The 13,865-nt window shown below is 55.5% G+C and carries 15 protein-coding genes and 1 tRNA gene; 9 read left to right on the plus strand and 7 right to left on the minus strand.

Features of this window, described 5'->3' with window-relative positions; genetic code table 11:
- Positions 1–159: 159 nt before the first annotated feature.
- Positions 160–489, plus strand: coding sequence for a hypothetical protein (locus VNX88_14585; GenBank protein ID HWY69895.1), 330 nt, complete (start codon positions 160–162; stop codon positions 487–489).
- 165 nt (positions 490–654) lie between these two features.
- A complete protein-coding gene (locus tag VNX88_14590) occupies positions 655–1,305 on the plus strand; it encodes a site-specific integrase (GenBank protein ID HWY69896.1) in 651 nt (216 codons plus the stop codon).
- An 85-nt stretch (positions 1,306–1,390) separates the two neighbouring features.
- On the opposite strand, the gene VNX88_14595 is transcribed toward VNX88_14590, so the two are convergent.
- Positions 1,391–1,467: transfer RNA gene (locus VNX88_14595), tRNA-Met, on the minus strand.
- A 61-nt stretch (positions 1,468–1,528) separates the two neighbouring features.
- Positions 1,529–2,143 carry a TetR/AcrR family transcriptional regulator gene (locus VNX88_14600; protein HWY69897.1) on the minus strand — a complete coding sequence of 205 codons (615 nt, stop codon included), beginning with the start codon at positions 2,141–2,143 and terminating at the stop codon, positions 1,529–1,531.
- Positions 2,144–2,254: 111 nt separating this feature from the next.
- Between VNX88_14600 and VNX88_14605 the strand changes: the two genes are divergently transcribed.
- The 3 genes from VNX88_14605 to VNX88_14615 all read left to right on the plus strand — a co-directional run bounded on the left by VNX88_14605 (position 2,255) and on the right by VNX88_14615 (position 4,770).
- Complete coding sequence (locus tag VNX88_14605) at positions 2,255–3,007, plus strand: glucose 1-dehydrogenase (GenBank protein HWY69898.1); 753 nt, start codon at positions 2,255–2,257, stop codon at positions 3,005–3,007.
- A gap of 207 nt (positions 3,008–3,214) precedes the next feature.
- Positions 3,215–4,435, plus strand: a complete 1,221-nt coding sequence (locus tag VNX88_14610) for a hypothetical protein (protein HWY69899.1) — start codon at positions 3,215–3,217, stop codon at positions 4,433–4,435.
- 155 nt (positions 4,436–4,590) lie between these two features.
- Positions 4,591–4,770: a hypothetical protein gene (locus VNX88_14615; GenBank protein ID HWY69900.1), complete on the plus strand. Its 180-nt coding sequence runs from the start codon at positions 4,591–4,593 to the stop codon at positions 4,768–4,770.
- A 19-nt stretch (positions 4,771–4,789) separates the two neighbouring features.
- On the opposite strand, the gene pyrF is transcribed toward VNX88_14615, so the two are convergent.
- Both pyrF and VNX88_14625 read right to left on the minus strand, forming a co-directional pair.
- Positions 4,790–5,536 carry an orotidine-5'-phosphate decarboxylase gene (gene pyrF, locus VNX88_14620; protein HWY69901.1) on the minus strand — a complete coding sequence of 249 codons (747 nt, stop codon included), beginning with the start codon at positions 5,534–5,536 and terminating at the stop codon, positions 4,790–4,792.
- Positions 5,537–5,623: 87 nt separating this feature from the next.
- The gene (locus VNX88_14625) at positions 5,624–6,118 is read right to left on the minus strand and encodes a septal ring lytic transglycosylase RlpA family protein (protein ID HWY69902.1); all 495 of its coding nucleotides are present in this window, start codon (positions 6,116–6,118) and stop codon (positions 5,624–5,626) included.
- 251 nt (positions 6,119–6,369) lie between these two features.
- On the opposite strand from VNX88_14625, the gene thiD reads away from it, so the two are divergent.
- From thiD to VNX88_14640, 3 genes are all read left to right on the plus strand, one after another.
- Positions 6,370–7,182, plus strand: a complete 813-nt coding sequence (gene thiD, locus VNX88_14630) for a bifunctional hydroxymethylpyrimidine kinase/phosphomethylpyrimidine kinase (protein HWY69903.1) — start codon at positions 6,370–6,372, stop codon at positions 7,180–7,182.
- Between the two features lie 57 nt (positions 7,183–7,239).
- On the plus strand, positions 7,240–8,790 hold the full coding sequence (locus VNX88_14635) for an MBL fold metallo-hydrolase (protein ID HWY69904.1): 1,551 nt from the start codon (positions 7,240–7,242) through the stop codon (positions 8,788–8,790).
- Positions 8,791–8,981: 191 nt separating this feature from the next.
- Entirely contained in the window at positions 8,982–9,437 is a 456-nt protein-coding gene (locus VNX88_14640) for a nucleoside deaminase (protein HWY69905.1), read from the plus strand.
- A gap of 35 nt (positions 9,438–9,472) precedes the next feature.
- Here VNX88_14640 and VNX88_14645 read toward each other — a convergent pair whose 3' ends face one another.
- From VNX88_14645 to VNX88_14655, 3 genes are all read right to left on the minus strand, one after another.
- Entirely contained in the window at positions 9,473–10,489 is a 1,017-nt protein-coding gene (locus VNX88_14645) for a M28 family peptidase (protein HWY69906.1), read from the minus strand.
- A gap of 111 nt (positions 10,490–10,600) precedes the next feature.
- Complete coding sequence (gene tatC, locus VNX88_14650) at positions 10,601–11,407, minus strand: twin-arginine translocase subunit TatC (GenBank protein ID HWY69907.1); 807 nt, start codon at positions 11,405–11,407, stop codon at positions 10,601–10,603.
- Positions 11,400–11,807 carry a TatA/E family twin arginine-targeting protein translocase gene (locus tag VNX88_14655; GenBank protein ID HWY69908.1) on the minus strand — a complete coding sequence of 136 codons (408 nt, stop codon included), beginning with the start codon at positions 11,805–11,807 and terminating at the stop codon, positions 11,400–11,402. Before VNX88_14655 ends, tatC begins: the two co-directional genes overlap by 8 nt.
- Before the next feature lie 477 nt (positions 11,808–12,284).
- Between VNX88_14655 and VNX88_14660 the strand changes: the two genes are divergently transcribed.
- Positions 12,285–13,865 carry a S41 family peptidase gene (locus tag VNX88_14660; protein ID HWY69909.1) on the plus strand — a complete coding sequence of 527 codons (1,581 nt, stop codon included), beginning with the start codon at positions 12,285–12,287 and terminating at the stop codon, positions 13,863–13,865.

The following is a 13,865-nucleotide window of genomic DNA, read 5'->3' on the forward strand; positions in this document are numbered from 1 at the left end:
ACGATCACCAGAATGGCGCAATCGGGTGAGATCCCGGCGTTCCGCATCGGCACGCACTGGCGTTTTCTTCCTTCTTCCCTGGACTCGTGGATGCGATCGAAGGTAAGCTCTGTGCCAAAGCTCGTACCTGTTCGCCGCAGCTAGAAGGGAAGATCTCTAGTGAAGCGATTGAGGTATCAATTTGGAACAATTGAACGCCGGCAACGCAAGTCGAGTCCTGACGTTTGGGTGCTTCGTTACTACGAGGACGATCCAGAAGGTGGACGAAGACATGTGAATCGGCGGTTGGGAACGGTGGAGGAACTCCCAACCAAGGTGCATGCTGCGAGGGTAGCTGAGTCTGTGCGTCTCGAAGTCAATCTAGCCCCCACTGCCGTAATTACTCTGGGAGGCCTGATTGAGCGATATAAATCAGACAAGCTTCCCGAGCGTTATTCGACTCGATGCTCGTATTTGTCATGTCTCAGTGTGCATATCGCACCGAAGTGAGGCGATTACACGCTTGAGAAGCTTGGGCGAGCACCGTTTGAAATCGAGCGTTGGTTTGAACAGCTTGAGCTTGCACCGAAGACAAAGGGACATATCAAGGGACTGATGCATCGCTTGTTTGAGTGCGCGATGAAGTGGGCATTGTATCCGGTCGGGAGAAATCCAATGGAACTGGTCGAAATCCGTAATGTCAGCAAGAGGAGAAGACAGCCGCGAGTGCTGACATCCGACGAGTTTTGGAAACTCCTCAGTTTTATCGAGGAGCCGTATCGGACGATGGTGCTAACTGCTCAATGCCTTGGACTCCGAGTTTCGGAGGTGATGGCACTTCAATGGAGTGACTTCGACTTCGATAGCTTGATCATTCGAGTGCAACGAGGAATCGTGCACGGCCATGTCGACAATGTGAAGACGGAATATTCGGCAGACGACTTACCTCTAGATCCTGATTTTGCAGCGGTATTGTTGCGCTGGAAGACACGCTGCTTCGTTACTCCGGAGCAGTGGGTTTTCCCGAATCCGAACACGCGCCGGCCCTACTGGCAGGAGACCGTGGCGGCACAGCGCATCAAACCGGCAGCAGAGAAGGCAGGTCTCGGCGGAAACATCGGCTGGCACACATTCCGGCACACGTATCGAACCTGGCTTGACGCGGCAGGAGCGCCTATGTCGATTCAACGCGAGCTCATGCGGCACGCGTCGATTCAGACGACCATGAACGTGTACGGGCGAGCGACGATGTCAGACGCAAAGCGGCAGGCGAACAGCAACGTCGTGCAGATGGTGCTCAAGCCCGCATTAGCTGCGGTGCAATAGCAAAAGGGCCTTTCGGCCCTTCGTTATTCTTCCCTAGTCTTCCCTCGCGGGAACTTCGCAATCAGCGGTAAGTGTTTGAAACGATTGGTTGCGGGGGGTGGATTTGAACCACCGACCTTTGGGTTATGAGCCCAACGAGCTACCAGGCTGCTCCACCCCGCAGATTCATACTATCAGCGTGGTGAGGATTTTGAAAACTGCGCTAGGTTCGCGCGTTTTGGTCCTACTTCTCTGTGGGCCAGGCTCGCAGGGCGATATCGACAACTCGTCGTAGCTCGGCGCGGGTGGCGCCGCTTGCTGCTTGAACAGACATTCCTTGAGCGGTGGTTATCACATAACGCGCGAGTGCTACCGGGTCCGAATCCGGAGGCAAATCGCCTTCGGATTTTGCGCGTTCGAGGCGTTCACATAAGGCCTGCTCTCCGGCTTCTCGCCTTGAACTGAGCTCTCGTTTTACGCTAACAGCTTCGTCTCCGCACGCGAGCGCCCCTTGAATAAACAGGCATCCTCGGGGGTAGCGAGGATCACTCATCGCATCTGCGCCGCTGTACAAGAGTCGTTCAACTGCAGCGCGCGCGGTCGGCTCCTTCAACGCCTCGCAAGCGTACGAGGCCGGACCTTCCGCGTAGCGATCCAGGGCGCGGCGGAAAAGATGCTCTTTGTCGCCGAATGCAGCGTAAAGGCTAGGGCGATTGATTCGCATCGCTCTGGTCAGATCCGATAGAGAAGCTCCCTCATAACCTTTACGCCAGAAGACCTGGAGGGCCAGGTCCAATGCGCGATCCGCGTCGAAACCGCGCGGTCTTCCCGGCGTCCTGGTCTGTCGCTTTGTCTTCATATCTAATTCATAATACGCCATTTTGTACTCGTCGGTACAGTTTGAATCTTTCCACAGCCGGGATACATCTGTACCGTGCGGTATGAAATTCCAGCATAGAGGAGACTGGTCATGGCAGGAAAGCTTGCAGGCAAGGTTGCAGTCGTAACAGGGGCGTCCAAGGGAATCGGCGCTTCCATCGCAAAATATTTCGCGGCCGAGGGTGCGTCGGTCGTTGTTAACTACGCGTCGAGCAAAGAGGGCGCTGATCGTGTGGTAAAGGAGGTCACGAGCAAAGGCGGGAAGGCCGTTGCAGTGCAGGCAGATGTCTCCAAGGAGAAAGATATTCAGCGACTTTTTGTGGAAACAAAGAAGGCATATGGACGGCTGGATATTCTCGTAAACAACGCTGGAGTCTATGAGTTCTCTCCACTCGAGGCCGTGACTGTGGATCATTTCCGCAAGCAGTTCGATCTGAACGTGCTCGGCCTGGTCCTGACTTCGAAAGAAGCGGCGAAGTACTTTGAGCCGGAGGGCGGCAGCATCATCAACATCAGTTCTGTGGTCAGTTCGTTTGCTCCACCGAATACTGCGGTCTACACAGGCACGAAGGGAGCAGTGGACGCTGTTACCCGAAGCTTGGCGAATGAATTGGGGCCGCGCAAGATCCGTGTGAACGCGATCAATCCCGGTATGGTTGTAACCGAGGGCATCATCTCCGCTGGTGCTAATGAAGGCGATTTCCGCAAGCAGATTGAAGCACTAACTCCGCTGGGTCGCATTGGCCAGGTGGAAGATATTGCTCCTGCCGCTGTGTTCTTCGCCTCCAAGGACGCTTCATGGATTACTGGCGAGACCCTGGTAATCGCCGGCGGCCTGCGGTGAGAAACTGTCTCGACCAGTCGAAGTAAGCCTTAGATCCGCTTGACTGGGCGAGATGTGTCTTTTTGGTCCCCTCGGAATAATCCCAAGGCATCTTAAGTTCGTAGCATTGAGTGGTTGATTTTCTCTGTAAACAGGCGAATGATAAGCCGTAGGCAGGGAGCATCAACCCTCAACGTACTCTGGCTCTTGCATGCTTCCGAGGTTCCTATGATGTGGTCCCGATCTATCCCATTGGTCCTGGCAATGGCGATGGCCTCGCTGTTTGTTTCTTCCACTGATGTCAAAACGGTAGACACTTCCAACAAACAGCTTCCTGCAGCCAAGAATGAACTGCCTCCCGAACTTCAAGGGAAGCCTCCTGTCAGCAAGCAAACGCGACTCGAATTAATTCGCACAATGCAGGCAGAGTTCGGCTTCGCCAAGAAATTAATTCCGAAGGGTGAAAAGGGCCTGCAATTGACGAGCAATGGCCAAGTCTCCCCGGATGATCAGTCTGTGGCAATACAAGTTGCGACTTACGGGCCCGCTGCCAAACCGGGGGACAAGCTCCAGATCACAGATGTCGTAATCAAAGACAGTCAGATCGTATTCGACATCAATGGCGGCTCCAAAAAGAAGGGACACTGGTACGACCACGTACAGGTTGGCGGTGGGGGTGGAATGGTTCCCGTCCACCAGGAAAAGGGTGCCAACAATCCCGGATGCACGCTGGCTCTGGTGTTTCCCAAATATGTTCCGGAGATGACGGCAACCGATGTGAAGAAGTTGCTCGCTCCGCTGATCGACTTCACCGTGAAATCGCCAACGCAGGCATATATCGACACCCTGCCTCCAAAGCTAAAGAAATCGATCGAGAACCACCAGGCTCTGGTCGGAATGAACAAAGAGATGGTGATCGATGCGCTCGGGCGTCCGCCAAAGCGAATCCGTGAATCCGACGGCGAGGTTGATTACGAGGAGTGGATCTACGGAGCGCCTCCGGCTGACGTCCAGTTTGTGCGATTCGTGAACGAAGAAGTCGTTCGAGTGGAGAACATTCAGGTGGGCGGAGAAAAGATCGTCAAGACCGCTCGCGAGGTGAAGGTGAACGCCGTGACCGGTGCGGCGACGATTGTGGATCCAAACGCGCCGCAGACCGCGTCGGCTCAGACTCCGCCCGACGTTGCTACGACAGCGACTGCGGAAGCTAAGAAGCCTCCCAAAGCGCCAACACTGCGTCGTCCAGGAGAGGAAGCCGAGGACCAGAAAGGCGCAGCCATTGGAAAGAACGCGGGCGAACTCGGCTCCAAGCCGATTCCGACTTCAACTGGCCAGGAGCCGGAGTGGGGAACCAAGCCAGCTTCATCTACAACTACGACCTCGCCGACCAAACCTCCGGAAGCTCCGCTCCCCGGAGAGGGTCAGCTTCCGCCGGTGACCCCGAGGTAACCGAAAAAAAGACGATTCGAATTTCAAGTTTCGAGTTTTCGGCAAAGCCCGCCACAAAATTTGTCGACGTGACGTTGGTCGCAGTGCGCCCATCAGCCGAAATCTTCTTCTTCGCGTAAAATGGATTATCAACTTCCACGGAGTATTAATTAGAAATGGCAAAGATCGCCAAGACAGCCGACCGTAAAAAGGTCATGGACACTTCCAAAAGTACCGACTGCCCCAAATGCGGCAAGCCGACCCGCATCGTAAAGCGGGTGAAAGACCGTGAGCGTGGCGTAAGCGGCGGGGTGTTTATCTCGTGTTCGGCCTGTGAGTTTTACGAAAAGTTGTAAAACGAGTTTTAGGATGGATTCAGGCCGGCTTTTTGCCGGCCATTTCCATTTCTGACTCCGGCAAAGAGGTTGCGATTTCGCCGATAATCGCCTTTGCAGCATGCAATCGATTTTTGGCTGCGATGATCGGCCGACCGACCACCAGGTGCGAAGCTCCAGCACGAATTGCGGCCGCTGGGGTAGATATCCGCGATTGGTCCTCAGCGTCAGCTCCTGCTGGGCGGATTCCAGGAGTTACGATTGCCATTTCGCCACCTAGTGCTGAACGCAATGCCTGCGCTTCGTGCGGAGAGGTAACAACACCGTCGCAGCCGGCAGCTTTGGCCAAGGCCGCCAAATGTCGAACTTGATGGCTTATCTCCGTTTTCACGCCGGATTCCTCAAGGTCGGACTGGGAGAAGCTGGTCAGCACGGTCACAGCTAAAACCATCGGGGCTGTTGGCTCATTCCTGGCAGCTTCCACCGCCTCTTTCAGCATTCTGCTTCCGCCAGCCGCATGAACCGTGAGCATGTGAACTCCAAGTTCAGAGGCAGCCTTCACAGCCCCGGCAACCGTGTTCGGGATGTCGTGCAGTTTGAGGTCGAGGAAGACCTTCCGGCCAGAATTCACAAGCTCCGAGACAATCCTGGGACCCTCCGCCGTGAACAACTGAAGGCCGACTTTGTAAAACGCGACCGAATCGGCCAACTCGTAAATGATTTCCTGGGCCTCGACGGCGGTGGGCACATCCAAGGCTACGATTAGGCGGTCTTTCGGCGATGCCACGAGGCGATTCTAACCCGAAAATCAGCAGGGAGACTTGTGGAGGGAATTATCAGGACAGGTTTGCTGCCTAGAAGCCTTGTTTCGCGACTAGCGGGGCGGGGTGAGCATGGCCATGTCGGAGGTCTGTTCGGGCGCTCTCACCAGGTCCAGACGAACTTTGGCGATGCCCTGCCCGCTCATCCTAAGTATGCGGGCGGCGCTGTAGGAAAGGTCGATGATCCGTTCGAGAGGCACCGGGCCGCGGTCGTTGATCCGGACCAGAACCCACCGACGGTTGCGAAGATTCGTCACCTTCACCCAGCTTCCTAATGGCAAGGTACGATGTGCGGCGGTAAGCTCGTACATGTCGTAGGGCTCTCCGCTGGCGGTCGGCTTGCCGTCGAAGTATTTCCCGTACCAGGAGGCCTTACCGATGGCGAGCGGCTTCGAGGATTTCGTGACGGCTGGCTTTTGCGTAGCGCGCAGTGCCGACTGGACAATGACCGGATGGTCGCCACCTGTCGGTGCCGACGCAGCCATAGATCCTGAGACCAATGCCCCAAGAGCGACAGCGTTCAACACGAATTTGTGTATGCGTTTCAACTTAGCGTTCGGCTCTATTGTCCCTAAGGTCGTACCCATTAATTATAAGAAAACAAAGCACCTGTTCTAACTTTTTATTTTTTGAGCTTAAAATAACTGTTGCTTTTCCGCCTCGGTTATGAGCCGAAATCTAGGCCAGAATTTGGGGAGGGCGCAGAAAATTAGAGGATTGCGCGCGTAGATCGGTTGTCCGCGCTGCAGTCCTTTGACTAAATTCAATCAACCTGTTTATTTCTAATGGCTTAGAGCCAATGCCACAAGCCTCTCCCAAGCTGATTCTCGTCATAGCGGGCTTTGACCCTTCGTCAGGCGCCGGGATTACCGCCGACCTCAAGACCATTGCGGCTCATGGTTTGTACGGGGTGTCGTGCATCACGGCTCTGACTGTTCAAACGACGCAGGGGGTATTTCGATCTGAAGCCCTGCGGCCGAAGCTCGTCCGGGAGACTTTGGAAAGCCTCATTGAGGACACGCCGCCCGCTGCCATCAAGATTGGAATGCTCGGCTCGGGGGCAGTTGCGGCAGAAGTTGCCGAGTTCCTGAGGGTGAATCCTCTGCCCAATGTCGTCTTAGATCCGGTGTTGCGATCGTCTTCGGGAGCCGAGTTGCTTGACCAAGCCGGAGTGCGAATCCTGCGCGACGAGCTCCTGGGAATGGTGGATGTCGTCACCCCCAATCTTCAGGAAGCCTCCGTTTTAACGGGATCGCGCGTCGTGGACGAGGCAGGTATGGAGCTGGCCTCTCGGGAGCTAGGGAAGTTGGGTGCCAAGAACATCGCTATAAAGGGCGGGCATTTGGCCCAGCCTGCCGACTTGTTGGCCGTAGGTTCCTCCGGAGAGCCGGTGTTGTACTGGTTTCGGCACGAGAAGGTTGACACGAAAAATACTCACGGAACCGGCTGTGCCTACTCTACTGCGATCGCATGCAATCTCGCGATCGGTGAATCCTTGAAAGAGGCGGTGTTACACGCGAGGAATTACGTCGCCTCAGCTTTGCGGGAAGCCTATGACATTGGGAAGGGAGCCGGCCCGATTAATCACTTGTTCGCGAGGCAAAAAGAGTAGAACCGAACGTCTGTGGAATGGGAACAGTATTCTCAGGAAGGAAACTTCCTCTGCGAGATGCCAAAGCCTTCCGCTTACACTGAGCCCATGATCACGCAGTCGGCCACGGAGACCGTTACTCAATCTTGTCAATCTTGCTCCACTGTCGAGCCAGCCAGGTTCAAGGTTTTTTATGACGAGCAGTGTGAGGTCTGCCAGGCTGGCGTTTCCTGGTTGAGGGTCCTTGATAGCAAGGCCCAGATCGATCCGCAGCCAATAACCGAAACCTCGGTCACCGACTGCGGGCTACCTTTGGAAGAGTGCCTGCGGCAACTGCACGTTCTCGAGCCAGATGGGACGGTTCAAATTGGCTGGGGAGCTGTCTGTCGGTTAGCTAGACTATTTCCTTCTACACGGCTTATCGGCGTCCTGGGACAACTGATAGGGCTTCGTTGGTTCGGTGACCTCGCCTACGGATTTGTTGCCCGAAACAGGTACACGCTTAGCAAATGTCGAGGAGGAGCGTGTCGCGTCGCGAAGCCAGAGAGGGTACGGAATCAGGCGAAGTTAACACCGTTCTGGTCCTGTTACACCTTGGGCTTCCTGCTGCGCTTGCCGCTCGTCTGCTGGGCAGGATTGTCGAGCGCGCTTGAAAGAATCGCCACATTCCTCCGTACCCGTCAAAAGAGAATCGAAATTCTAGATGGCAAGCTCATCGTTCTGATCCTGAACGGATTCCTGCCCAATGCCGTCCCGCTGCTATTTGGGGAGCTATTCACGGCAATCATCTACGATGGAGCGGCAATTGATCCTGGATCTCCAAAGATGCGGAGTTCCCTCAAGAGACACATCGCGAAATTGCGCTCTCCGGTCCTTGCAGTTGTCGCTACTCATGCTCACGAAGAGCACGTTGGAAACCTGAATTGGTTATCTGATGTGGTAGGTGCTCCCCTGTACGTTTCATCGCTGACGGCAAAGTTTCTGATGCCCTTCAAGAAACTGCCTTGGGTACGAGCCGCGATCATAGGTCAACCGCCTGATCTTAAGCATCCGTTTCAACTCCTCGAGGGCAAGCTTAAGACTCAAAACGGAGAACTCGAAGTTATCGCTGCACCTGGACACTCTGACGATCACATCGTGCTGTACGATCCAGCCGAAAAGTTGCTGCTTGCCGGAGACGCCTTCATGGGCACGTATTTCGCAACACCGAACCCGGATGTTGATAGTCGAAAATGGCTGGCGACACTTGAGCAACTATCGGAACTTGAGGTCGAGATACTCGTTGAAGGTCACGGTCATATCCACACCATGCGCCGCGATGTACCAGATTTCCCCGGAGTTGTGATTCGCCAGGATCCGAAAGCGGCCATTCTCGAGAAATTGGAGTACATGCGATGGCTCCAGCAGCAGATCGAGGCCGGACTGAGCGAGGGGCTGCCGCTCAGGGCCGTCGAAGCAAGCTGTTTCCCTTGGTCTCGTCGCTCGTCGTGGGAAACGTGCGCCACCGACGAATGTATTCGCCTGCTGAGCTTGGGACACTTCTCACGCACGGAGCTGGTCCGCAGCTTTGTCCGGGGCGACCAGGACCTGTTACCCAAAGTCTTCGAAGTACGCCTTCACTGCGACTAGGTTGCCGCCGGCGATCACGGCGCCATTCAACACTGATATCCAATCCAGACTTGTTCCTACACTCGTTGCGGAAATACCCATCAAAAGAATGACCACGATTACAGCGAATTAGGCGAGCTAGTTGAAGCTCCAGCATAGTTTTAGAACAGGCCGCCTAGATTATTTCCAGCATCATCCGTAAGCTGCTGGGGATGCAGAGTAGCGATCTTCATCAACGCCTGCTGCGGGAGGCACTTCACGAAGCCAGGCTCGGCCTAAGTGAAGGCGGATTGCCCATCGGTTCGGTCCTTGCCAATGGCACTGGAAGCGTGATCGCGCGCGGCCACAATCTGCGCGTTCAGAGTGGCGATCCCACCGCACACGCGGAAGTCGTCTGTATCCGCAATGCAGGACGGCGGCGAGATTGGCCTCAACTCACTCTGGTCAGCACGCTCAGCCCATGCGTTATGTGTACAGGAACATCGCTGCTGTTCCGCATCCCGACGGTCATCATCGGCGAAAATCGCAATTTTCTTGGGGCTGAACACCTGTTTACGCAGGCCGGAGTCGCAATCAAGGTGCTTGACGACTCGGAATGTGTCGAGATGATGCGCAGCTTCATCGCACGACATCCTGATCTTTGGAACGAGGATATTGGCGTTCCGTAGAGCAAGCGTCGTGGGATCTGCCAGGAAGTGTGTGACTACTTTGCCCCAGCATTCAGCAATGCGAGCGTCCCCAGCATCGCGTTTCCCGAAATTTCCAGGCTCTTGGGACTCAATTTGTCAAGCGTATCTTCAGGCGTGTGATGAAAAGAGTTGTTGTAACCATAATCAAGGTCGATGAAGTCCATTACGGGAATCCCGACGTTTCGGAACGGGAGGTGATCGTCTTCGATCGCGGTTTGACGCCCGTAGAAGTGCGACTGATATCCGTAATGGCTGGCTGCCGCAAAGGCAATCATTTGCAAGCGTACTGACGAGTTCGCATCCTGATCGATGTTCAGGTCGGCATCCCCGATCATGTCTGCCAGAAGCAGAGCTTTGATCTGCTTGCTGGTTCCGTCCTGTTGCCACTTTTCGGCAAGGTGCTTGCTGCCGTAGAGGCTGTCGCTCGACCAATCGCGCTGCATCGCCTCCTCGCCATCGGTAAACACGAGCCAGACGGTGTGGCCATCCATCGGCCCATTCTTCACCTTCTCGCGAAACAAGCTGGCAAATTCGAGCAGCAAGCCGGTGGAGGATCCTCCATCATTCGCGCCAACGTAAGTCTTCGGCAGCCAGATATTAGTTTCGTAGTGCGAGGCAAAGACGACGATGCCTGGTTTCTTGCCTGGATATTTGGCGATGATGTTCCGAACCGGAAAACTTCCCTGAGGAGTGCTCTGGCTGAAGGCGTCATCTTCGACCTGATCGCCTTTCAGGTGCGCGTGAATGAAATCCTCGGCCCTCTTGTGGCCAGCACTGCCCAGAGGCCGCGAGCCGATTGCGACAAACTGCTTTATATATCCCCAACAACGCTGAGGATCGATCTTGAGCGCCTGATTCATCGCAGCATCGATCTGCGGTTGCGAGAGACCGATTTCGGTGGAGCGCGGATCGGCCTGCGTTTCGTTCTGGGCAGCTCCGGACGCCGGAGGCGACGTGTCGCTCTTAGCGTTCTTGCAGGACAGCAAAACGCTTCCCAAAATGAACATCAGGCAAAATGCAAGCAATCTCATTCTTTCTTCCACGGCCCGCACAACTGAGGACTACATCTCAAAGGTTATCCGTCCGATCCGTTAAATCCGTTCAGTCCGTGTTCTGGCTTGCTTCGGCCTTCGGCGGAAAACCTACCCCTTCGCGCGAGCCTTACGCCGACTGGGATGCACAAGATACGCCACGCCGATACTTATGAGATACAGCGCAATCATGGGCGCGGCAAACAAACACATGTTCGTAATATCAGTCGTGGGAGTCACAATCGCCGCAATCGTAAAAATAATCAGGATCGAATAGCGCAAATTCCGCCACAACCATCCGGCAGTAACGACTCCCATGAGTGCTAGAAAAAACACGAGGATGGGCAGTTCAAAAACGATGCCCATCCCGACGATCAGTGTAAGAAACAGGTCGGTGTACTCCCCAATCGTGATCATGGGCTTGAACTGCGAGCTGTATCCGATCAGGAAATTGAGTGCGGCTGGAAACGCCATTTTGTACGCGAAGAAGCCACCAGCGATGAACAATCCAACGGTGGCGACCATAAATGGCACTACGTAGCGCTGTTCGTGTTTGTAGAGTCCCGGCGAAATGAAGAGCCACACTTGATACAAAACGGCGGGAGAAGCCACAAAGATGCCGCCAATCAGCGCCATCTTCAGATACATGTTGAACGGATCGGTGGGGTTCGTGAATACGAGCTGGGTGTCGAGATGGTTGTTCCTGAGAGCGAAGGTGATCGGACGCTGCATCAGCTCGTAGATCTGTTCGTGATACCAGTAACAAACGCAGAAGCCCGCGAAGATCGCCAATGCCGAATAGATAATTCTCTTGCGCAGCTCTTCCAGGTGCTCGAGAAGCGACATGCCGGGTAGTTCCACCCGGCTAGTTACCTCTTCACGAGCTCGTTCGGTGAGGTCTCCGAGGTCTTTAGGCATTTCCTGCCGAATCAGGTCTGTAGGACCCCGCCTTGTCAGAGGAAGACGAGTGCGTCACGGTGTAGTCCGGCTCTGAGGCAGCGGCAGCAATCTCTGACGTTGAGGCAGGGGCAACGGTGGGTTCAGCGGCTGGCGCGGAGGAACCCACAGTCAGCGCCGGAGGCTGCGATTCGACGGTGTTGGAAAGGGACACTGGGGGGTCGATGGTGTTTTTCAAATCCGTTTCCAACTCGAGCTTGCGTACCTCGTCCTCGATTTGCGACTGGAACTCGCGGCTGGCCCGCTTGAATTCGGCCAACCCCTTACCGATTTGCCGGCCAATCTCCGGCAACTTCTTTGGCCCAAACAGTATGAGAGCCAGCACAAAGATAAACATCATCTCAGGAAAACCAAGGTTCATAAGTCTCCATCATACGGCGATGCCCAGAGATGCGGCAATCAGGGGAATCGGGTGATCGGGGAATCGGGCGATCGGGTAATCGGGTGAAGCAAGACACGAACTTTCCCTCTGCCCGACGCCTGGTATTACAGGCCGAAGCCGAGGCCAACAACCGAAAACCCGTTGTTTTTACTTCACCCGATCACCCGATGGCCCGATCACCCGATTCTCGTATCCAAGAGCACCCCAATGGCATCAAAAAGAACTGAAGTCATTGAATTGTCGGATTTTCGTGCTTAGCAGCTCGGAAAACCGATGCTATACTCAACCGAAATACTGGTTTCCGGCCGATTTTCATCCCGCAGACCTCTTTTATCCCCAGGAGAGTTGCAGCGGCCCTGATAACCGTCCGGTGCGTAAGGACGTCCAAACAGCATGGTGAGTAGCTCCCGTCGCTCTCTCTTCTTGGTTCTCTCAATTCTCCTTCTGTGCGGCTGCATGGGTGCCGTATTCGGACAGCGCAGCTCGGCTGCAGAGGGTTCGTCTGACGGTGAAATCCGCGACAACATCAAGGAATTCACCCAGATTTACGACGTCGTAGAGAAGAACTACGCGGAGCCGGTGAATCCCGACAAGGCGATTTACAACGGCGCCATCCCCGGAATGCTGCGCGTTCTCGATCCGCACTCGAACTTCTTCGACCCCAAGCAGTACGCGCTTCTCCGCGAGGATCAGCGTGGCAAGTACTACGGCGTCGGAATGTCAGTCGGACCGCGCAACAACAAAGTCATCGTGATCGCGCCCTTCGTGGGCACGCCGGCTTACAAGGCTGGGATTCGCCCCGGTGACGTAATCGCTGCCGTCGATGGCAAGCCCACCGACAATATGACCACCAGCGAAGTTGCCGATCTGCTCAAAGGCCAGAAAGGGACCACAGTCCACATCACCATCATTCGCGAAGGCGCCGACAAGCCGATCGAATTCACGGTAGTGCGCGACGAAATTCCCCGCTACAGCGTCGATCTCGCATTTGAGATCCGTCCGGGCATCGGCTACATGCACGTCAACGGATTCACCGAGACCACCGAGCACGAAGTTGCCCAGGGACTCGAGAAGTTCCAGCAGCAGGGTGAACTTAAAGGCCTGATCCTCGACCTGCGCCAGAACCCCGGCGGACTCCTCAGCGAGGGCGTTGGCGTCGCCGACAAGTTCCTGCACAAAGGACAAGTTATCGTCTCGCATCACGGACGTAATTCGCCTGAGAAGATCTATCGCGCCGCCCACGGCAACGGCGGCAAGGACTATCCGCTGGTCGTGCTGGTAAATCGTGGCACAGCGTCAGCCGCTGAGATCGTCAGCGGAGCCATCCAGGACCACGATCGCGGACTCGTAGTAGGCGAGAGCACTTTTGGCAAAGGACTGGTCCAGACCGTCTATCCGTTAGGCGAGAACACCGGCCTGGCGTTAACCACCGCCAAGTACTACACGCCCAGCGGACGCCTGATTCAGCGCGAGTACAACGGCGTCTCGCTCTACGACTACTACTACAACCACGACGACCAGACGAACTCCAACGTCGGCAAGGAAATCAAGCTCACCGACAGCGGACGCACCGTCTACGGCGGCGGCGGCATCACGCCCGACGTGAAGTTTCCGCAGCCGAAGCCGAACCGCTTCCAGGACGAACTCCTGCAGCACTACGCGTTCTTCAACTTCGCCAAGCACTACTTGTTCAATCGCCATGTCGGGAAAGACTTCCAGGTGAACGACGCCGTCCTCCAGGAATTCCGCAAGTACCTCGACGGTGAGAAGATCGCCTACACCGAAGCCGACCTGGTCGGCGTGCAGGACTGGATTGCATCGCACATCAAGGCAGAATTGTTCGTCTCCGAGTTTGGACAGCAGGAAGGCCTGAAGGTGCAGGCAGAGACAGATCCCCAGATCCTCAAGGCCCTGGAGCTTCTGCCCCAGGCCCGAGAACTTGCCGACAACGCGAGGCACATAATCGCCGAGCGCACCAGCGCGAGAGCAACATCCTCGTCGTCCTCAGGAGCCACTGCCGCAGCCCAACCGCAGTAG

The organism is Terriglobales bacterium, assembly GCA_035567895.1.
In the GTDB taxonomy this organism is placed as follows: Bacteria; Acidobacteriota; Terriglobia; order Terriglobales; family Acidobacteriaceae; genus Gp1-AA112.